The sequence below is a fragment of the Burkholderia sp. JKS000303 genome (genome assembly GCF_002563755.1).
Classification (GTDB): domain Bacteria; phylum Pseudomonadota; class Gammaproteobacteria; order Burkholderiales; family Burkholderiaceae; genus Burkholderia; species Burkholderia anthina_B.
In genome coordinates this window covers 1,333,163-1,352,847 of the sequence record NZ_PDBZ01000001.1, presented here as the reverse complement: position 1 = coordinate 1,352,847, position 19,685 = coordinate 1,333,163, and the positions used below count along the sequence as shown (strand labels likewise).

At 67.3% G+C, this 19,685-nt stretch carries 15 protein-coding genes; 5 read left to right on the top strand and 10 right to left on the bottom strand.

Features of this window, described 5'->3' with window-relative positions; genetic code table 11:
• Positions 1-29: 29 nt before the first annotated feature.
• A complete protein-coding gene (locus tag BX604_RS06490; protein ID WP_098550041.1) occupies positions 30-791 on the bottom strand; it encodes a Mut7-C RNAse domain-containing protein in 762 nt (253 codons plus the stop codon).
• Here BX604_RS06490 and BX604_RS06485 point away from each other — a divergent pair.
• Entirely contained in the window at positions 681-1,757 is a 1,077-nt protein-coding gene (locus BX604_RS06485) for an NAD(P)-dependent oxidoreductase (protein WP_306668199.1), read from the top strand. The two genes, BX604_RS06490 and BX604_RS06485, sit on opposite strands and share 111 nt — an antisense overlap.
• 70 nt (positions 1,758-1,827) lie before the next feature.
• The gene (locus BX604_RS06480) at positions 1,828-2,463 is read left to right on the top strand and encodes a LysE family translocator (protein WP_098550039.1); all 636 of its coding nucleotides are present in this window, start codon (positions 1,828-1,830) and stop codon (positions 2,461-2,463) included.
• Between the two features lie 75 nt (positions 2,464-2,538).
• Here the strand turns inward: BX604_RS06480 and BX604_RS06475 are convergent, their stop codons facing one another.
• Complete coding sequence (locus BX604_RS06475; protein ID WP_098550038.1) at positions 2,539-3,816, bottom strand: MFS transporter; 1,278 nt, start codon at positions 3,814-3,816, stop codon at positions 2,539-2,541.
• Positions 3,817-3,913: 97 nt separating this feature from the next.
• Here BX604_RS06475 and BX604_RS06470 point away from each other — a divergent pair, with 97 nt between their 5' ends.
• Positions 3,914-4,834 (top strand): LysR family transcriptional regulator, encoded by a 921-nt coding sequence (locus tag BX604_RS06470; RefSeq protein WP_098550037.1) that lies wholly within the window; start codon positions 3,914-3,916, stop codon positions 4,832-4,834.
• A gap of 204 nt (positions 4,835-5,038) precedes the next feature.
• Here the strand turns inward: BX604_RS06470 and BX604_RS06465 are convergent, their stop codons facing one another.
• The 7 genes from BX604_RS06465 to BX604_RS06435 form a co-directional block, all read right to left on the bottom strand.
• Positions 5,039-5,872: an OmpW/AlkL family protein gene (locus BX604_RS06465; protein ID WP_098550036.1), complete on the bottom strand. Its 834-nt coding sequence runs from the start codon at positions 5,870-5,872 to the stop codon at positions 5,039-5,041.
• Positions 5,873-5,888: 16 nt separating this feature from the next.
• Positions 5,889-7,130: a DUF2957 domain-containing protein gene (locus BX604_RS06460; protein WP_098550035.1), complete on the bottom strand. Its 1,242-nt coding sequence runs from the start codon at positions 7,128-7,130 to the stop codon at positions 5,889-5,891.
• 161 nt (positions 7,131-7,291) lie between these two features.
• Entirely contained in the window at positions 7,292-8,719 is a 1,428-nt protein-coding gene (locus tag BX604_RS06455) for a DUF2957 domain-containing protein (RefSeq protein ID WP_098550034.1), read from the bottom strand.
• A gap of 431 nt (positions 8,720-9,150) precedes the next feature.
• Complete coding sequence (gene argC / locus BX604_RS06450; protein WP_098550033.1) at positions 9,151-10,101, bottom strand: N-acetyl-gamma-glutamyl-phosphate reductase; 951 nt, start codon at positions 10,099-10,101, stop codon at positions 9,151-9,153.
• Between the two features lie 166 nt (positions 10,102-10,267).
• Positions 10,268-10,840 (bottom strand): flavodoxin family protein, encoded by a 573-nt coding sequence (locus tag BX604_RS06445; RefSeq protein ID WP_096508212.1) that lies wholly within the window; start codon positions 10,838-10,840, stop codon positions 10,268-10,270.
• Between the two features lie 239 nt (positions 10,841-11,079).
• On the bottom strand, positions 11,080-11,682 hold the full coding sequence (locus BX604_RS06440) for a YbhB/YbcL family Raf kinase inhibitor-like protein (RefSeq protein ID WP_098550032.1): 603 nt from the start codon (positions 11,680-11,682) through the stop codon (positions 11,080-11,082).
• 241 nt (positions 11,683-11,923) lie between these two features.
• On the bottom strand, positions 11,924-12,610 hold the full coding sequence (locus tag BX604_RS06435; RefSeq protein WP_098550031.1) for an orotate phosphoribosyltransferase: 687 nt from the start codon (positions 12,608-12,610) through the stop codon (positions 11,924-11,926).
• A gap of 460 nt (positions 12,611-13,070) precedes the next feature.
• Between BX604_RS06435 and BX604_RS06430 the strand changes: the two genes are divergently transcribed.
• The gene (locus BX604_RS06430) at positions 13,071-15,341 is read left to right on the top strand and encodes an NADP-dependent malic enzyme (protein ID WP_098550030.1); all 2,271 of its coding nucleotides are present in this window, start codon (positions 13,071-13,073) and stop codon (positions 15,339-15,341) included.
• Positions 15,342-15,489: 148 nt separating this feature from the next.
• Here the strand turns inward: BX604_RS06430 and BX604_RS06420 are convergent, their stop codons facing one another.
• Positions 15,490-19,080, bottom strand: a complete 3,591-nt coding sequence (locus BX604_RS06420) for an indolepyruvate ferredoxin oxidoreductase family protein (RefSeq protein WP_098550029.1) — start codon at positions 19,078-19,080, stop codon at positions 15,490-15,492.
• A 320-nt stretch (positions 19,081-19,400) separates the two neighbouring features.
• On the opposite strand from BX604_RS06420, the gene BX604_RS06415 reads away from it, so the two are divergent.
• Positions 19,401-19,595 carry a hypothetical protein gene (locus BX604_RS06415; protein WP_098550028.1) on the top strand — a complete coding sequence of 65 codons (195 nt, stop codon included), beginning with the start codon at positions 19,401-19,403 and terminating at the stop codon, positions 19,593-19,595.
• Positions 19,596-19,685: the final 90 nt, after the last annotated feature.

Below are 19,685 nucleotides of genomic sequence, written 5' to 3'. Positions count from 1 at the left end.
ACGCTTCCGGCATGCGGGGTTTTGTTTTTTCAGGCGTCCGGCATGTCCGGCGCGCCGGCCGGCGGCGCGCGCATCGCGTCGACCACCGTGCGCATGCGCTGCCAGTGCGAGCCTTCCCAGAACACGCGTCCGCATACGTCGCAGGCGGCAAAGCGCCGGTGCCGCTGGCGCACGCCGGCCGGCACGCGCGGCGCGGCGTCGGCCGCATCGAGCGCGTGCAGCGGCGCGTTGCAGCGCAGGCACAGCCGGAACGGCCGCATGTGCGGCGCGAGGTCGAGCCGCGCGAACAGCTCGCGCAACTGCTCGGCCGGCTGCTGCGCATGCAGGTAGCAGCCGCGCACGACCGCGCGGCGCTTGAGCAGCTCGCGGTCGCGGGTCAGCACGGTGCGGCCTTCGCGCGCGGCGAGCGCGACGAGCGCGTCGTCGCGGTAGTGGTTGTCGTAGCAGGTGTCGAAGCCGGCGAGCCGCAGCAACTGCGCGAGGCCGCCGAGATGCGCGTCGGCGACGAAGCGCCAGCGCTCCGGTTGCGGCGCGGGCGCGCCGTTCGCGGCCTGGCCGGCGTGCTGCGGGTGGATCTCGACGCGCTCGCCGTCGCCGAGCGGCCGGTCGAGGCCGGCCGGCGCGCCGTTCACGCAAAGCCGGCCGATTTCCGTATGCGGGACGCCGAGCGCCTCGATCGCATGCTTGAGCGTCGCATCGCGCGCAAACGCATGCGTGAACGCGCACTCGCGCCGTGCCCGCGCGAGAAACGCGTTCAGTTCGCCATGGAAGCGGAAAGTCGCGGTCGCCATTCGCCCAGTATCGCACCGCGCACGGCCGGCCGCGGCCGCTGCAAGCCGTCGTCATCTGTGTTTAACTCCCGGCTTCATGGATCGAAGGAGCGGGCAATGGATCTCGGATTTATCGGGCTGGGTGAAATGGGGCAGGCGATCGCGGCGAACCTGCTGAAGGCGGGGCACACCGTGCGCGTCTGGAACCGGTCGCGCGAGCGCGCCGAGCCGCTCGCCGTGCTGGGTGCGCAGATCGTGGCGTCGCCGGCCGACGCGTTTCGCGGCGATGCCGCGTTCTCGATGCTCGCCGACGATGCGGCCGCGCGCGAAGTGTTCGACGATGCGCTGCTCGCACAGGCGCCGCGCGGCCTGATCCACGTGAACATGGCGACGGTCTCCGTCGCGCTGGCCGAATCGCTCGCGCACGCGCATGCGTCGCGCGGGCTCGACTACGTGGCCGCACCCGTGATGGGGCGCCCTGACGTCGCGGCCGCCGCGCGCCTGACGATCATGGCCGCCGGCCCGGCCGAGGCGATCGACCGCGTGCAGCCGCTGTTCGATGCGATCGGCCAGAAGACCTGGCGGTTCGGTTCGCTGCCGCAGCACGCGAACGTCGCGAAGATCGCGGCGAACTTCACGCTCGCGTCGGCGATCGAGACGCTCGGCGAGGCGTCCGCGCTGCTCGGTGCGCACGGCGTCGCGATGCGCGATTTCCTCGACGTGATCACCAGCAGCGTGTTTCCCGGGCCGGTCTATCAAGGCTACGGCGGGATGATCGCCGAGCGAAGCTACGAACCCGCGCGCTTCAAGGCCCGGCTCGGCCTGAAGGACGTCCGGCTCGCACTGGAGGCCGGCGACGCGGTGGCGGTGCCGCTGCCGGTGGCGAGCGTCGTGCGCGACAGCCTGCTCGATGCGCTTGCGCACGGCGGCGGCGACCAGGACTTTGCGGTGCTCGGCGAAGTCGCGCTGCGCCGCGCGGGCCGCTGAGCCGGCGCGCGACAGAAGCGCGGCACACGCGGCATAATCGACGTTTCGTTTTCTTTCGGTTGAGGCGGTCATGAACCTGCATACGTGGTGGCTTTTCGTGGCGACGGTGTTCGTCGTGTCGGCGATTCCGGGCCCGAACATGCTGCTCGTGATGACGCACGGCGCGCGGCACGGGCTGCGCCGCTCGTCGTCGACGATGGCGGGCTGCCTGAGCGCGCTGGTGTTGATGCTCGCGGTGTCCGCGGCGGGGCTCGGGGCAGTTCTCGAGGCCTGGCCGGCGATGTTCAATGCGTTGCGCTTCGCAGGTGCCGCCTATCTGGTCTATCTCGGCGTCAAGGCGTGGCGCGCGCGCGTGGACGACGCGCCGGCCGCCGACGTCGATGCGGTGGCGCCGGGCGCGTCGGCATCGCGTCTGACGCTGTTCCGCAATGGCTTCCTGGTCGCGGGCAGCAACCCGAAGGCGATCCTGTTCGCGGCCGCGCTGCTGCCGCAGTTCATCAACGCGTCGGCGCCGACGCTGCCGCAGTTCGGCATCCTCGTCGTCACGTTCGCCGTGATCGAGGTGAGCTGGTATCTCGTCTACGCGTCGTTCGGCACGCGGATCGGCGCGACGCTGAAGAGCCAGAGCGTCGCGAAGATCTTCAACCGGCTGACGGGCGGCATCTTCGTCGGTTTCGGCGCGATGATGGCGCTGGTCCGTCACTGATTTCGGGCCTCGCGGCCTGCGCAAAACGCCCCGCGCCTCGTCAGAGGGCGGGGCGTTTGCACATCCGGGCCCGGCCTACGCGCGCGGCAACACGGCTGGGCCGGTCCGGCGGCCGGCCGACAGGCCGAACCCGGCGGCCGCGCCGGCGAACGCGAAGCCGACGCCGCACACGGCGCTCCATCCGCCCCACGCCCACGCGCTGCCCGCGAGCGCCGCGCCCAGTGCGCCGCCGACGAAGAACAGCCCGACGAACAAGCCGTTCAGGCGCCCGCGCGCGGCCGGGTTCAGCAGGTTGATGGCACGCCGGCCGATCGTCTGGTCGACGATCACGCCCGCGTCGAGCAGCGCCGCGCCACCGGCCAGCAGCGCCAGCGCGACGCCGCGATGCGCATGCACGTCGAAGCCGAACCAGCCTGCGCCGGCGATGCCGAGCACGGTGAGCGCCGCGAGCATCGTCACGTGCGCGACGCGCTGCGCGGCCGGACCGTGGCCGCGATCGCCGGCGCGGCCGGCGAGCGGTGTGACGATCGCGCCGCTCGCGCCGGCGAACGCGAACAGCGCGATCCCGTGCAGGTCGAGGCCGAACGGCGGCTGCACCAGCCGCAGCCCGATGGCCGTCCAGAACGCGCTGAACGCCGCCATCGCGAGCGCGGCCGACAGCGCATGCCGGCGCAGCACCGGTTCGTCGGCGAGCAGCCGGCCCATCGACGCGAGAAGCGTGCGATAGCCGGCCGTCACCGCCGGCTGGCGCGCCGGCAACCGCAGCGCGAGCACGACGGCGATCGCCACATTCGCGAGCGCGGCCAGCGCATAGAACGCACGCCAGCCGGCCGTGCCTGCGATCAGGCTTGCGAGTGGCCGCGACAGCAGGATGCCGAGCATCAGCCCGCTCATCACGTTGCCGACCGCACGGCCGCGCTGCGCTTCGGGCGCCATCGACGCGGCCATCGGCACCAGCATCTGGATCACGCTCGACGCGGCGCCGGCGATCAGCGTCGCGACCAGGAACACGGCGCCCGAGCGCGTGAACGCGGGCAGCGCGAGCGCCGCCGCGCACGCGACGAGCGTCGCGACGATCAGCCGGCGGTTTTCGCGCAGGTCGACGAGCGGCACCAGCAGCACGAGGCCGGCCGCATAGCCGAGTTGCGGCAGCATCGCGACGAGGCCGGTGAGGCCGGGCGGCAGGTGCAGGTCGGCGCTGATCGGGCCCGTCAGCGGTTGCGCGGCGAACAGGTCCATCACGATCACGCCGACCGTCGCGGCGAAGAAGAGCGTCATGCCCGTGCTCAGCGCGGGCGGTGCGCCGCGCGCGGCGCGCATGGCGGCAGGGCAGGAATCGGCGGGGCAGTTCATCGGAGGCCTGAAGAGAGGAGCGAAGGAATCCCCATCGTAGGTGGTCGATGTTTATGCGACAATTGAAATATGTCTAACATGATTATGCGAGTTTGTTTTGAATACGCGTGATCTCCAGGCGTTCGTCGCGGTGGTCGACAGCGGGTCGATGGTCGCCGCCGCCGCGAAGCTCCATCTGACGCAACCGGGCCTGACCCGCCGCGTGCAGAACCTCGAAACGCTGCTGGGCGTGCCGCTGCTCGAACGACAGAGCAAGCCGCTGAAGCCGACTGCCGCCGGGCGCGACGTCTACGCGCTCGCGCGCAACGTGCTGTGCGCGGTCGACGCGCTGATGGCCGCGGGGGCGCCGGACAGCGAGCCGTCGGGCGAGCTGCGCATCGGCGTGCCGCCGTTCCTGTCCGAGCTCGCGCTCGAGCGGCCGATCGACCGGTTGCGCGATGCCTTTCCGCGACTGACGTTGCGCGTGACAGCCGGCTGGTCGCCGGCGCTCGTGCAGGGCATCGAACGCGGCACGCTGGATGTCGCGACGGTGATGGTGCCGGCCAGCGCGGCACTGCCCGACACGCTGACGGCGACCCTGCTCGGCACGCAGCCGACGGTGCTCGTCGCCGCGCGCGATTTCCCGTTGCCGGAGGGCCCGCTATCGCTCGACGCGCTGTCGGGCTTTCCGTGGGTGCTGAGCCAGGACGGCTGCGGGATGCGCTCGGCGCTGAGCCGTGCGCTCGGTTCCGCCGGGTTGCCGTTCGATGTCGCGGTCGAGGCGTTCGGCTCGGAGTTGCAGCTGTCGCTCGTCGCGCGCGGCGCGGGCATCGGCATCGCACCGCCGAACGCGCTGGCGCGCAGCGCGCACCGCGATGCGCTGAGGGTAGTGGAAACGACGGGGCTGGAAACGCGGATCAACGTGTGGATCGTGCACGCCGCGTTGCCGGGCCGCCTGACGCGGCCGGTCGCGCTGCTGCGCGATGCGCTCGGAGACGTGCTCGAGCGGGAAAACATGAAGGGGTCGGATACAGACTAGCGATCTAGAGTGCGCATTCGAGGGAAAATCCTTATTTTCTCTACGGAAATGTTGCAATGCGGAAATCGATTCGCTATAGTTACACCTGTCTCCTCCATGTCTCCTCTGATATGGATTCAGCCCGCCTCTTAGGCGGGCTTTTTTTTGCCCGCGTTTTTGGCGCGGGTCATCCATCCTCCCTGGGTTCGTCCGCCGTTGCCGGCCTCAGAACTTGTACGTCATCCCGACGTAGCTGATGATCGGGTCCGCCTTCAGGTCCGATTTCGACTCGGCGAGTGTTGTGCCGTCGGCCGCCTTGATCGTCACCGTCGACGTTGTCTTCAGCGGGATGTAGGTCACCGACGCCACCAGCCCGAAATGCTCGGTCATGTTGTATTGCAGACCCGCGTTGAACACCGGCTGCCATGACGACGACGCCTTTGCCTCCACCGATGTCGTACCCGGCTTGCCCGCGCCCGCCGCGAGAATCGCGCCGAGGTTGTCCTGCGTCTGCTTGATGAAGTTCGTGTTGAGCTGCAGGTCGCTGAACCAGTTGTACGACACGCCGAGGCCGAGGAACGGCCGGAACTTCGCGGTCGCCTGCCCGAAGTAGTACTGCAGGATCACCGCCGGGCTCCACTGCCGCACGCTCTTCACGATCGGATTGACCGACGCGAGCCCGATGTTCTGCGTGCCCAGCGCGCCGGCCGGGCCGGGCGGCTTGATCGTGCCTTGGGCCGACACCTTGAACACCGGCGGCACGCCGGCCACCGACGTGACCGCGATGTGGTCGGTCAGGAAGTGGCTGACCGTCAGGCCGACGGTATCCGCGCCGCTGGTGCGCAGCCCGGTGCCCGGCGACGTGAACGATGGCGGCAGCCGCAGCGGCGTGTTGATCGGCGTCGGCGCGACGTTGGTCGTCATCGGCGTGCTGCTCTGCTGCGGCATCACGTGGAACCAGCCCAGCGTGACGACGTTGCTGCCGGCGCTCTGCGCGTGCGCCGCGAGCGGCGCCAGGGCGGCGGCGCCGGCCGCCGCGCAGAGAAGGGTCTTCTTCATCACGGCTTGTCTCCTCTTACTGGACGAACGCGCCGATCGTGAAATACGGCGTCGAACCCGCGTTGTCGAGGAAACCGAACACGCCACCCGTGAAGATGAACTTGCCGGTCGGCGTCGTGCTGCTTGCACCCACGTGGGTCGTCGTGACCGTGCCCGGCACCGCCTGCGTGTAGTCGAGGTTCAGGGCGGTCGCGAGCGATGCCTGCGACGGCTGGAACGGATCGAGCAGCGTGGCCTGCGTGTCGGTCAGCGCGGTGGTGCGGTAGTCGAACTGGCTGTCGACGCCGATGTACTCGCCGTTCTGCGAGCCGAGCGCGATCGTCGTTTGCGGCGCGAGGATCGAGATGCTCGATTCGTCGTCGGCGGTCAGGCCCGGCACGCCGTTGCTGTCCGGCGTCGGGTTCGGGTTTGCGACGCCCGTGCGCACGAGGATCGGCACGAGCTGGTTGCGCAGCTTGCCGACGATCATGAAGCCCTTGCCCTGCGGCGTCGCCGACAGCGTCGGCTTCAGCTGGCTCTGGTAGTTGTTGCTCTGGAACGCGCCGCTGCCGTCGGCCGACTGCACGAAGTTCGTGCCCTGCTGCGTGCACGCGCCGCCGGCGAACTGGCCGGTCGTGTCGCACTTGGTCCACGAGCCGTCGGCGTTGATCGTCACCTTCGCATCGATCGACGCCGGCGCGAAGTTCTGCGACGGCACTTCGCCGAAGCCGACGTGGCTGTAGGTGCCCGCGACCTTCGTGATGTCCGTTTCGATCGACGAGAAGCCGATGAACGGGTAGTACGGGAACGTCGTATCGGGCACTGCGGCCTGGCCGAGCACGCCGTTGAACTGGATTTCCTTGCCCGGAATCGTGCCGCCCGCGACGCCTTCGCCGACGAAGATGCGCGCCGGGCGCGACGGATCGAGGCTCGCACCGTTCAGGCGGAACGCGCACTGGTTCAGCTTGTTGGTCGGCAGCAGTGTTTCCTGCGTGAGCGTGCCACTGTCGACCGTGCCTGCGCGGGTCGGCGTGACGGTACCCTTCGTTTGCGGAACCGGCGATTCGACGTAGGTGACCTGCCAGGTCATCTTGGTCGTGTCGAGCTGGACCTTCGCGAGTTCGCCGCTGCCCGCACCGCCCGTGAATACGGTGCTGTAGTCGAGCGACGCAGGGCAGAGCCGGTCTTCGACGAGCGGGGGCGGGTTGTCGTCGCCGCCGCCGCAGCCGGAAAGAAGGGGGGCGGCAAGGGCCGCCGCCAGAATGAGGTTGCGCTTCATGTTGCTCCTCCAGATTTGTCTTGTACGGCGGCCGGCTCCCTGTCGACCGCTTCTATTTGCTTGTGCGCGTTGCGCCTGCGTCGTGCCGGACGCCGTCGTGTCGTGCCTTCCTCTGCCTGCCATACGCGGCGGCGCACCGGCCGCCGCCGCGTCCCCGATCGCTACTTGCTGATCTGCGCACCCACGCCGAAGTACGGTGTCGACGACGTGCTCGAATTCGCCGACGTCTGCGTGACACCGCCGTTCACCGTGCCCTGGATCAGCGCCGCATACAGCCCGCCCGTCGCGATCACCACGCCCGATGCGGACGGGTAGCTCGCGCCGCTCGGCGGCGTGGTCGTTGCGTTCAGCAGGCCCGCGGTCGTCTGGCCGTAGTCGAGCGTGAAGCCGTCTTCTTCGGCCTGCGTGGTCGGATTGATGAACGACGCGTTGCTGCCGCGGATCAGTGCGGCCGTGTACTTGAAGTTCGAATCCGCGCCCGCGTAGCCGCCGTCGATCGCACCCGACTGGATCGCCGTCGCCGCGCCGAGCACCGCGATGCCCGATTCGTCGTCGACCTTTGCGTCGGTGTGCAGCGCCGCGTCGGTGCCGAGATACACGTAGCCCGTGCGGACGACCACCGGCACCGTCGCGCCGTTGAGCTGGCCGATCACCATGTGCGCGGTGCCCGATTTGCCCGTCGTGCCGACCACCGGGAGCGACGTCTGCGGCAGGATCTGCGGGGCCTGCGTGCTGTCGAGGTAGCTGCCGTTCGCGTTCACCGTCCACGGATTGCCGGTCGTCTCGCAACTGCCGGAGGTCGACGTACATGCGCCGTTCGCGTCGAACGTCTCGCTCGAGTTGATGCCCTTCGTCGCATAGTTGCCCGACGGCACGAGGTGGTAGAGCAGTGCGTTGTACGTACCCGGCAGCTTCGTGAGATCGGTCGTCGTGTTCGCGAAGCCGAGGAACGGATAGAAATCGAAGTGGCGGTTCGGTACCTGGCCGACGTTCTTGTAGAGCGGGATACCGGCGAGGCTGATCGTCAGCCCGTCGTACTGGACCGTCGCCCCCGGAATGCCGCCACCCGCGACACCCATGCCGACCAGCAGCATCGGCGGGTTCGCCTGGTTGAAGTCCGCGGCCGTCGAATAGGTCGAGCCGTTCGGCGCGGTACCCGTGCCCGGCGTGAGGACGAACGCGCAGCGCGTCTGCTCGGCCGTCGGCAGCGTGCCGGTCGGCGGGTGGATGACCTTGCCGGTGATGGTCGTGCCGGCGCGGCTCGGCGTGACCGTGCCGGTCGCGAGCGGAATCGGCGACTCGAGCCACTTGAGCGTGTAGGTCATCGCGACCGCGTCGATGTTGACGCTGACGATCTCGCCGCTACCGGCGCCGCCGAGGTACGTGCTCTTCACGATGTCGGCGTCGGCCGGACACAGCGCGCTGTTGACGGGCTGCGACGGCGGCGGCCCTTGCGTGCCGCAGCTCGATCCGGAACATTGGGGCGTGTTGATCGGCGCGGGCGAGCCACCGTCTCCTCCACCACAGGCAATCAGGAAAGGGGCGATGGCAAAGGCCGTTGCCACCCCCTTCGATAAGGCGTGCGACATGCCGCTGTCTCCAATCGTTTAATTGTGCGAGCTAATGTCGCCGCCTGGATTTTTGCTGTCAATTGATGAACTCGTCTAAAAAAGGTGATTGAAACGGATTGTGCGTTTCAATTCCTTTCTGGTCGGGGATTTGAGTAAGAATTAAAACGCGACGAGGCTGGCGGGGCGCTGCCGGAGTGGTGGACGTGCCACGCACGGCCGGCTTTCGAACGGCCTTCCTGCGTATAACGGCAGCGTTTAAATTGACGGCATCCGGTTTATCCCTATTCGGGATTGACTGGATAAAAAGGAGGAGGAGTTAATGCGCAGGTAATCGCGCAATCGAAAGCTTGTAAATATTTGTAAATGCGCGGGCGTGGTTTTATATATTGCCTGGCGCGGACAAATAAAAAGCCGGCCAGCGGCCGGCTTTGCATCGCGTGCAAGGAGGGTCAGCGCTTCAGGCCGCTGTCCTCGGCGGCGCCGATGTTGAGGTTCATGCACTGGATCGCGGCGCCCGACGCACCCTTGCCGAGGTTGTCGAGTCGCGCGACCGTGACGAAGCGCTCTTCGTTGCCGAACACGAACAGGTCGACGCGGTTCGTGTCGTTGTTCGCCTGGACGTCGAAGAAGCCGCTGTCGAGATTCGCATCGGCGTTGAACGGCGCGACGCGCACGAACGGTTCGTCCGCGTAGTACTCGGCGAACACGCGCTGCACGTCCTGCGGCGTCGCGCGCTTCGCGAGTTGCTCGGGCGAGAAGTAGGTCGTCACGGCGAGACCCTTCAGGAACGGCCCGACGATCGGCGTGAAGATCGGCGCGTGCGCGAGGCCCGTGTGCGCGGCCATTTCCGGCAGGTGCTTGTGCGCGAGCGCGAGTGCATACGGACGCGGGCTCGCGAGCTTGCCGCCCGGCGCTGCGCTTTCGTACTCGGCGATCATCGACTTGCCGCCGCCGCTGTAACCGGTGATCGAGTAGCTGTGTGCGGCGAACGTCGGCGCGACGATGCCAGCGTCGACGAGCGGACGCATCGCGAGCACGAAGGCCGATGCATGGCAGCCCGGCACCGCGATGCGCTTCGACGTGCGGATCTTCTCGCGCTGCGCGCGGGTCAGTTCCGGCAGGCCGTACGCCCAGTCGGCGCTCGTGCGGAACGCGGTGCTCGCGTCGATCAGCGTCGTGTTCGGGTTCTCGACCAGCGATGCCGATTCGCGCGATGCGACGTCGGGCAGGCACAGGAACGTGACGTCCGACGCGTTGATCAGGCGGCGGCGCTCATCGACGTCCTTGCGCTTCGCTTCATCGATGCGCAGGATCTCGATGTCGTTGCGTGCCGACAGGTATTCGAAGATCTTGAGGCCGGTTGTGCCTTCCTGGCCGTCGACAAAAACTTTGGTGCTCATTTCGCTCTCACTGAATGAAACGGGAGCCGCGGCGCCCTGAAACCAATATTTTAAGACGTCATCCGGCGGGCCTGCACCGCACGGGGCGAAAAAAATGACGGCCCGAGGGCCGTCTTGTGTCCCTTTGATGCGCGCCGGCTTTGCTCGGCCGGCGGCGCGGGTGTGCTCAGCGGCCGCCGGCCACCCAGCGGGCCGTCGCTTCGGCGACGCGCCGGCCGAACGCCTTCGCGGTCTCGAGGTCGCCCGGCAGCGGGCCCTCGTCGGGTGTCGCGTCCGCCGGCGACTGCGCGAGCAGGCCCGTGAAGCCGCCGACGTAGTTGATGTCGTTGCGCGTGGCCGCCTTCGAGTTGGCCGGCATCATGCCCGTGCCGACCCACACCATCCCATGTTGCATCGCCAGCGTGACGAAATACTGAATCGTCGAGAACTTGTCGCCATTCATCGTCGCCGAGTTCGTGAAGCCCGCGGCGATCTTGTCCTTCCACTTCTGCGTGAACCACGGTTTCGACGTTGCGTCGGCAAACTGCTTGAACTGCGCGGACGGGCCGCCCATGTACGTCGGCGCGCCGAACACGATGGCATCCGCCGCGTCGAGCGCGGCCCAGCTCGCGTCGTCGAGTTCGCCGACGGCGATCAGGCGTGCGGTGGCGCCGGCGTCCTGCGCGCCTGCGTGAACGGCGTCGGCCAGTTTCTGCGTGTGACCGTAGCCGCTGTGATAGACGATGACGATGTTCGACATGAAGCGTTCTCCGGAAAAGGACGACAACGGCAGGCGCTGCGGCCTGCCGCGTCACGCGTCGCGGTCAGGCGGCGCGGCGGATGCGCGGCGGGATGCCGCGACCGGTGCAGCCGAGTCTAGCAAGCCGGAATGACGGGAAAAACGCACGACGCGCGCGCACAGAAATTCGTCGCTGCGGGGAATCGGCCCAGCGGCCGGCGCGGTGCGGCACGTGTGGCACGTGCGATGCGCGCGCCCGGCTATTGCCCGTAAGTGACCGTGAGCTGCGCGGTACCGATCGTCAGCGTGCCGATCTCGTGCTCGAACATCGGCGCGGGGCGACCCTGCGCGACGCGCAGGTCGGTGCCCTTCAGCGCGTAGACGGTGATCACGTAGCGGTGCGGTTTGCCCGGCGGCGGGCACGGGCCGCCGTAGCCGTCGGTGCCGAAGTCGTTGCGCGCCTCGCTCGCGCCGATGCGCCGCAGGAAGCCGGACGCGCTCGCATCGGCGGGCAGGCTCGTGACGGTCAATGGAATGCCGGCGACGGCCCAGTGCCACCAGCCGTGGCCCGGTGCGTCGGGATCGAAGATCGTGATCGCGTAGCCGCGCGTGCCGGCGGGCGGATTGCGCCACGTGAGTTGCGGCGAGTGGTTGTCGCCCTTGCAGTCGCCGCGATCGAACACGTTCGCGAGGCCGACGCGCCCGCCCGGCGTCAGGTCGTCGCTCGACACGGTGAACGGGCCTTCGGCGCGCGCGGGCCGAATGACGAATGCGCCGCAGACGGCGACGCAGAGAAGGGCGGCGATGAACGCAGGCGGACGACCCGAGGGCGCAGGCGAAGTGATCCGGCGATCCACACGCATAGGGCGCTTCTCCCGTCACGTAGGCCGGCCCGACGAGCCCGGCGTTTGTTGGCGTTGTGCGTAGCTCGCGCAGCTGATGGCGGCGATGGATCAAGTCTAGCATTAGGGTTCGATGAGCGATGCACGTCGCGGCGCGCGACTTCGAACGTTCCTGATGCGGATCGAAGGACGAAAAAAAACCGCTCGCGATGAAGCGAGCGGCTTTTTCAGCCAGGGTGCCGGCCTGCATGCCGGCGCAGCATTATTCCTTCGGGGACGTTGCGCCGCCGTGCGCCGCCGACCACTCGGCCGGTGCGTGCAGGAATTTCTCGACTTCGTCGAGCGTCTTCGTCTCGAAGTAGCCCGATGCCTTCGCGACGCGCAGCACGTCCCACCACGTCGCCAGTGCGTGCAGGTCGACGTCGATGTCCTTCAGGACCGACACGCTTTCCTTGAAGATGTTGTAGTGGAACAGCACGAAGCAGTGGTTCACCGTCGCGCCCGCGGTGCGCAGCGCGTTGACGAAGTTGATCTTGCTGCGGCTGTCGGTCGTCAGGTCTTCCACCAGCAGCACGCGCGAGCCTTCTTCCAGATGACCTTCGATCTGCGCGTTGCGGCCGAAACCCTTCGGCTTTTTACGCACGTACTGCATCGGCACCATCATGCGGTCCGCGAGCCATGCCGCGAACGGGATGCCGGCCGTCTCGCCGCCCGCCACCGAGTCGATCTGCTCGAAGCCGACGTCGCGCATGATCGTCGTTTCCGCCATTTCCATCAGCGCACGGCGCACGCGCGGATACGAGATCAGCTTGCGGCAGTCGATGTAGACGGGGCTTGCCCAGCCGGACGTGAAGATGAACGGTTTTTCGGCGTTGAAGTGCACCGCCTGCACTTCGAGCAGGATTTTGGCGGTCGTATCCGAGATCGACTGACGATCGTAGCCTGTCATGGGCATTCCTTGGGTGATGAGCGAAGATCGGGCGAGGGCCCGGTGGCGCAGCAAGGGGAACCTGCCCGAGGGGCCGGGGCGCGATCGGAGGGCCAATCGCATCGCTGCGCGCGTAGCCGGCTATTTTACCCGATTCAGGCCGGTTTTCGGCGGAATTCGCGCAGGTTCGGCGCGCCGCTCACCACCGGCGAAACAAACGGGGCACGACCAGCCCGACGCTGATGCCAGGGATGCGGCGCTGCACCAACGTGCGTCATTTAGGGGGTGTACACTAGGCGGCCCTAAGAAATCATTCAGTACTTTGTACTTTTCTCTTGCCACCCGCCAAGGTTCGATGGCGTGCCGACCCGGCGCGTCGCGTGCCGTCTCGCAGTCGACCATCCCCTCGATTCAAGCAGACGCGGCCGAAGGTGCTGTGTACTGAGTCGTTAATATTTCGCATGTCTCTCGCAGGTCAATCATGGACGAACAACTGAAGCAGGCTGCTCTCGCGTATCACCTGAACCCGAAACCCGGCAAGATTTCGGTCACCCCGACCAAGCCGCTGTCGAACCAGCTCGATCTGTCGCTCGCGTATTCGCCGGGCGTCGCCGCTGCGTGCGAGGCGATCCACGCGGATCCGCTCGACGCGCAGAAGTACACGTCGCGCGGCAACCTCGTCGGCGTCATCACCAACGGCACGGCCGTGCTGGGCCTCGGCAACATCGGCCCGCTCGCCGCGAAGCCGGTGATGGAAGGCAAGGGCTGCCTCTTCAAGAAATTCGCGGGCATCGACGTGTTCGACATCGAACTGTCGGAGTCCGACCCCGACAAGCTCGTCGAGGCGATCGCGATGCTCGAGCCGACGCTCGGCGGCATCAACCTCGAGGACATCAAGGCGCCGGAGTGCTTCTACATCGAGCAGAAGCTGCGCGAGCGCATGAAGATCCCCGTCTTCCACGACGACCAGCACGGCACCGCGATCATCGCGTCGGCCGCGATCCTGAACGGCCTGAAGGTCGTCGGCAAGAAGCTGTCGGAAGTGAAGCTCGTGTGTTCGGGCGCAGGCGCGGCAGCGATCGCGTGTCTGGACCTGCTGGTGAACCTCGGCCTCACGAAGTCGAACATCCTCGTCGCCGATTCGAAGGGCGTGATCTACGAAGGGCGCGGCAACCTCGATCCGTCGAAGCAGCGCTATGCGGCGACCACCGACGCGCGCACGCTCGCCGATGCGATCGTTGGCGCGGACGTGTTCCTCGGCTGCTCGAGCGCGGGCGTGCTGAAGCAGGACATGGTCAAGACGATGGGCGAGCGCCCGCTGATCCTGGCGCTCGCGAACCCGGAACCGGAAATCCGCCCGGAAGACGCGAAGGCCGTGCGTCCGGACGCGATCGTCGCGACCGGCCGTTCGGACTACCCGAACCAGGTCAACAACGTGCTGTGCTTCCCGTTCATCTTCCGCGGCGCGCTCGACGTCGGCGCGACGACGATCACGGAAGAAATGAAGCTCGCGTGCGTGCGCGCGATCGCCGAGCTGGCCGAGGAAACCGACCAGAGCGAGGAAGTCGCGAAGGCGTATGAAGGCCACTCGCTCGAGTTCGGCCCGGACTACCTGATTCCGAAGCCGTTCGATCCGCGCCTGATCATCAAGATCGCGCCGGCCGTCGCGCAGGCCGCGATGGATTCGGGCGTCGCCACGCGCCCGATCGAGGACATGGACGCGTACCGCGAACAGCTCGGCGCGACCGTCTACCGCACGGGCATGGTAATGCGCCCGGTGTTCGCGACCGCGAAGAAGAAGCAGGCGCGCATCGTGTTCGCCGAAGGCGAAGACGAGCGCGTGCTGCGTGCCGCGCAGTTCGTGCTGCAGGAGAAGATCGCGAAGCCGATCATCGTCGGCCGTCCGTCGGTCGTCGAGATGCGTCTGCAGAAGATCGGCTCGAAGCTGAAGGCCGGCGTCGATTTCGAGATCGTGAACCCGGAAGACGACACGCGCTACCACCGCTACTGGCAGGCGTATCACGACATCGGCGCGCGCGACGGCGTGACGCCGGAAGTCGCGAAGGCCGCGCTGCGCAAGTTCAACACGCTGATCGGCGCGATGCTCGTGCACCTGGGCGATGCGGACGGGATGATCTGCGGGATGATCGACACGTACCACACGCACCTGAAGTTCATCGAGCAGGTGCTGGGCCGTGCGAAGGGCGCCGAGCACTACGCGGCGATGAACCTGCTGATGCTGCCGGGCCGCAACCTGTTCCTGTGCGACACGTACGTGAACGAGCTGCCGAGCGCGGAACAGCTCGCCGACATGACGATCCAGGCTGCCGCCGAGATCGAGCGCTTCGGCATTGCGCCGAAGGCCGCACTGCTGTCGAACTCGAACTTCGGCAGCGCGCCGTCGTCGTCGTCGCGCCGCATGGCGGAAGCCCGCAAGCTGATCAGCGAGCGTGCGCCGAACCTCGAAGTCGACGGTGAAATGCACGGCGACGCGGCGCTGTCCGAAGCGGTCCGCAAGGCTGCATTCCCGGGCACCACGCTGTCGGGCGAAGCGAACCTGCTGATCATGCCGAACGTCGAAGCGGCGAACATCGCGTACAACCTGCTGAAGATGGTCGGCGGCGAAGGCGTGACGGTCGGCCCGTTCCTGCTCGGCGCGGCGAAGCCGGTCCACATCCTGACGCCGGCCGCGACCGTGCGCCGGATCATCAACATGACGGCGGTGGCCGCCGCGAACGCGAACACGAAGTAAGTTCGCGCCCGCGTGTGCCGCGCCTCGTGCGCGGCGCAATGAAAAACGCCACGGAACCTGCGTTCCGTGGCGTTTTTTTTATGGGCTTTCCGGTGAACCGCGGTAGTGCAGAGCGGGCGTCCCGACCGCGAACGCCCGTCGTCTGCCGTTACGCGACCTGCTGGCGCGAATGGCCGCCCGTCGGCGAACGCCACTGCGTGAGCAGCGTGTTCCACTTCTGGCGCACCGCGCGCAGATTGTTCTCCTTCACGTGGCCGTAGCCGCGAATGCCGTCCGGCAGCGCCGCGAGCTCGAGTGCGAGCGGGCGGTTGGTTGCGTTCAGCTTGGTCAGCACTTCGCCGATCAGCGCTTCGTACTCGCCGATCAGCGCGCGCTCGGTGCGGCGCTCTTCGGTGCGGCCGAACGGGTCGAGCCCCGTGCCGCGCAGGAACTTCGCTTTCGCGAGCAGCCGGAACGCCGACATCATCCACGGGCCGTACGCCTTCTTCACGAGATGGCCGTGTGCATCGGTCTTCGCGAACAGCGGCGGCGCGAGGTGGAATTTCAGCTTCCAGTCGCCTTCGAACTGCGACGACAGGCGCGCGAGGAACGCGGGGTCGGATTGCAGCCGTGCGACCTCGTATTCGTCCTTGTACGCCATCAGCTTGAACAGGTTGCGCGCGACCGCTTCGGTCAGCGGTTCCTGCGTCGCGTCGCCGTCCGCCAGCACGCGTTCGGCCGCCCGCACCTTGTCGACGAAGGCCGCATAGCGCGATGCATACGCGGCGTTCTGGTACGCGGTGAGGAATTCCACACGCTTCGCGATCAGTGCGTCGACCGCCTTCTTCGTGTGCAGCGCGATCACCGTCGCGCCCTGCGCCGGGCGTGCATCGCCGGCCGCGGCCTGCTTCACGCTCGCGAGATCGTGCGCGGCGCGACGGCCCCAGTTGAACGCCGCCCGGTTCTTCTCGACCGACACCGCGTTCAGCTCGATCGCGCGTTCGAGCGACGCGAGCGTGAGCGGCAACCAGCCCTTCTGCCATGCGTAGCCGAGCACGAACGGGTTCGTGTAGATCGCGTCGCCGAGCAGCGCGACCGCGAAGCGGTTCGCGTCGATGAAATCGACGGCGTCGCCTGCCGCCGCACGGATGTCATTCTCCGCAGACAGGCCCGGGAACGCCCAGTTCGGGTTCTTGATGAACTCGGCGGTCGGCGTCTGCGCGCTGTTGACGACCACGCGGGTCGTGTCGTGCCGCATCCGCGACGTGCATTCGTCGCCGGCCGTGACGATCGCGTCGCAGCCGATCACGAGGTCCGCTTCGCCCATCGCGATCCGGGTTGCGTGGATGTCGGTCGGTGCGTGCGAGATCTGCACGTGGCTCATCACGGCGCCGCCTTTCTGCGCGAGGCCCGTGACGTCGAGCACGGTCACGCCCTTGTTCTCCAGGTGCGCGGCCATCCCGAGCAGCGCGCCGATTGTGACGACGCCCGTGCCGCCGACGCCCGTGACGAGCACGCCGTACGCACGGTCGATCGCCGGCGGCGTCGGCTCCGGAATCGGCGGCAGCGCACCGCCGTCGACCGCCACCGCCTTCGGCTTCTTCAACTGGCCGCCTTCGACCGTGACGAAGCTCGGGCAGAAGCCCTTCACGCACGAGAAGTCCTTGTTGCAGCTCGACTGGTTGATCTGGCGCTTCGTGCCGAAGTCGGTTTCGAGCGGCTCGACCGACAGGCAGTTCGACTGCACCGAGCAGTCGCCGCAGCCTTCGCACACCGCGTCGTTGATCACCACGCGCTTGGCCGGATCCGGATACGTGCCGCGTTTGCGGCGGCGGCGCTTCTCGGTCGCGCACGTCTGATCGTAGATCAGGATCGTCGTGCCTTCGATCTCGCGCAGCTCGCGCTGCACGTCGTCGAGCTGGTCGCGGTGATGGATCGTCACGCCCGGCGCGAGCAGCGTCTTCTGGCTGTCGTACTTCTCCGGCTCGTCGGTGACGATCACGATCTTCTTCGCGCCTTCGGACGCGAGCTGGTGCGTGATCTGCGGCACCGTCAGCACGCCGTCGACCGGCTGGCCGCCCGTCATCGCCACGGCGTCGTTGTAGAGGATCTTGTAGGTGATGTTCGCCTTCGACGAGATCGCCGCGCGTACCGCCAGCAGGCCCGAGTGGAAATAGGTGCCGTCGCCGAGGTTCGCGAACACGTGCTTCTCGTCGGTGAACGGCGCCTGGCCGATCCACGGCACGCCTTCGCCGCCCATCTGGCTGAAGGTGCTCGTGCTGCGGTCCATCCACACGGTCATGTAGTGGCAGCCGATCCCGGCGATCGCGCGCGAGCCTTCCGGCACGTTGGTCGACGTGTTGTGCGGACAGCCCGAGCAGAACCACGGCTTGCGTTCGGTCTGCACGTGCGGCTTCGCGAGCGCCATTTCCTTCGCATTGATCACCGCGAGCCGCGCGGCGATGCTTGCGCGCACGTCGGACGGCAACTCGAACTTCTCGAGACGCGTCGCGATCGCCTTCGCGATGATCGCGGGCGACAGTTCGTAGTGCGCGGGCAGCAGCCAGTTGCCCATCGGCACCGACCATTCGCCGCCGGCGCCGTCCTTCTCGTCGAACTTGCCGAACACGCGCGGCCGTTGTGCATCCGGCCAGTTGTACAGCTCTTCCTTGATCGCGTATTCGAGGATCTGGCGCTTTTCCTCGACGACGAGGATTTCGTCGAGGCCGCGCGCGAATGCCTGCGCGCCCTGTGCTTCGAGCGGCCACACGCAGCCGACCTTGTAGAGCCGGATGCCGATCCGTGCGCAGGTTTCGTCGTCGAGACCGAGGTCGGTCAGCGCCTGGCGCACGTCGAGGTATGCCTTGCCGCCCGTCATGATGCCGAAGCGCGCTTGCGGCGAATCGATCTCGATCCGGTCGATCTTGTTCGCACGCACATACGCGAGCGCCGCGTACCACTTGTAGTCGAGCAGCCGCGCTTCCTGCACGAGCGGCGGGTCCGGCCAGCGGATGTTCAGGCCGCCGTCGGGCATGATGAAGTCGGTCGGCAGCACGATCTCGGTGCGATGCGGGTCGATGTCGACCGATGCCGACGATTCGACCACGTCGGTCACGCACTTGAGCGCGACCCACAGGCCTGAATAGCGGCTCATCGCCCAGCCGTGCAGGCCGAAGTCGAGATATTCCTGCACGTTCGACGGGAACAGCACCGGCAGCCCGCAGGCCTTGAAGATGTGTTCGGACTGGTGCGCGAGCGTCGAGGATTTCGCTGCGTGGTCGTCGCCGGCGAGCACGAGCACGCCGCCGTGCTGCGCCGAGCCGGCCGAATTCGCATGCTTGAATACGTCGCCGGTGCGGTCGACACCCGGGCCCTTGCCGTACCACATGCCGAACACGCCGTCGTGCTTCGCGCCGGGATACAGGTTCACCTGCTGCGAGCCCCACACGGCGGTGGCGGCCAGGTCTTCGTTCAGGCCGGGCTGGAATACGATCTGGTGGGCGGCGAGGTACTGCTTGGCCTTCCACAGCGACAGGTCGAGGCCGCCGAGCGGAGAGCCGCGATAACCGGAGATGAAACCGGCCGTATTGAGGCCGGCGGCGCGGTCGCGTTCCTGCTGGAGCATCGGCAGACGCACCAGCGCCTGGATGCCGCTCATGTACGCGCGGCCGCGTTCGAGCGTGTATTTGTCGTCAAGCGTGACGGACTTCAGCGCGGCTTCAAGCGACGCGCGTTGGCCTGCGTCTAGCGGGGCATTCATTGAACTGTCTCCTCCACCCAGTTTGGGATCACCAAAACTTCCGTTGCTTCGACGTCTTGTGAACATGTCGGCAGTGGCCGGCATATTGGCCGGTTTTAAGTGATGGTAGCACTGGGATAAACCCGTCGCCCACCGGCCGGCGTGCCGCGGCGCATCACCGAAATTGCGCGAGGCGCTGAGTTACATCATGTAAAAGCATGTAAAGCCGGTCCCTTCTTCGTACCAATGCCGTTAATCTTGTCGGCCTGCCGGAGGTGCCCGGCCGCGTCGGCCCGAATCGACGCAACCGGGGAGGCGCCGGCAGTTTTAAAGGAGGTGCAATGAACACACGTCATATCCAGAGTTTCCTGATCGTGTCCGCCGCGTTTCTCGCGATGACCGGCCCGGTGCACGCGCAAGGCGCGAGCGCGCTGGCGGCAGCCGGCGCACAGATGCGTCAGATCGCGCCGGCGCAGGACGCCGACGCGCAGCCGGCGGCCGAGCACGCCGTCGCGCCGAAGGCGAGCGTGCGTTGATCCGTTCGCGCGGCCGTCGGGCCGCGCCGGAATGACAAAAGGGCGGGAATCTTGCGATTCCCGCCCTTTTTCTTTATGCCGTCCGGTTAC

Bases quoted from the DNA above. Each gene is read 5' to 3' on its own strand.
- BX604_RS06435 (WP_098550031.1), bottom strand. From the start codon at position 12,610: ATGACAGGCTACGATCGTCAGTCGATCTCGGATACGACCGCCAAAATC.
- BX604_RS06475 (WP_098550038.1), bottom strand. From the start codon at position 3,816: ATGAACTGCCCCGCCGATTCCTGCCCTGCCGCCATGCGCGCCGCGCGC.
- BX604_RS06420 (WP_098550029.1), bottom strand. From the start codon at position 19,080: ATGAATGCCCCGCTAGACGCAGGCCAACGCGCGTCGCTTGAAGCCGCG.
- argC (WP_098550033.1), bottom strand. From the start codon at position 10,101: ATGAGCACCAAAGTTTTTGTCGACGGCCAGGAAGGCACAACCGGCCTC.
- BX604_RS06465 (WP_098550036.1), bottom strand. From the start codon at position 5,872: ATGAAGAAGACCCTTCTCTGCGCGGCGGCCGGCGCCGCCGCCCTGGCG.
- BX604_RS06490 (WP_098550041.1), bottom strand. From the start codon at position 791: ATGGCGACCGCGACTTTCCGCTTCCATGGCGAACTGAACGCGTTTCTC.
- BX604_RS06455 (WP_098550034.1), bottom strand. From the start codon at position 8,719: ATGTCGCACGCCTTATCGAAGGGGGTGGCAACGGCCTTTGCCATCGCC.
- BX604_RS06480 (WP_098550039.1), top strand. From the start codon at position 1,828: ATGAACCTGCATACGTGGTGGCTTTTCGTGGCGACGGTGTTCGTCGTG.
- BX604_RS06440 (WP_098550032.1), bottom strand. From the start codon at position 11,682: ATGCGTGTGGATCGCCGGATCACTTCGCCTGCGCCCTCGGGTCGTCCG.
- BX604_RS06415 (WP_098550028.1), top strand. From the start codon at position 19,401: ATGAACACACGTCATATCCAGAGTTTCCTGATCGTGTCCGCCGCGTTT.
- BX604_RS06485 (WP_306668199.1), top strand. From the start codon at position 681: ATGCTTGAGCGTCGCATCGCGCGCAAACGCATGCGTGAACGCGCACTC.
- BX604_RS06430 (WP_098550030.1), top strand. From the start codon at position 13,071: ATGGACGAACAACTGAAGCAGGCTGCTCTCGCGTATCACCTGAACCCG.
- BX604_RS06445 (WP_096508212.1), bottom strand. From the start codon at position 10,840: ATGTCGAACATCGTCATCGTCTATCACAGCGGCTACGGTCACACGCAG.
- BX604_RS06460 (WP_098550035.1), bottom strand. From the start codon at position 7,130: ATGAAGCGCAACCTCATTCTGGCGGCGGCCCTTGCCGCCCCCCTTCTT.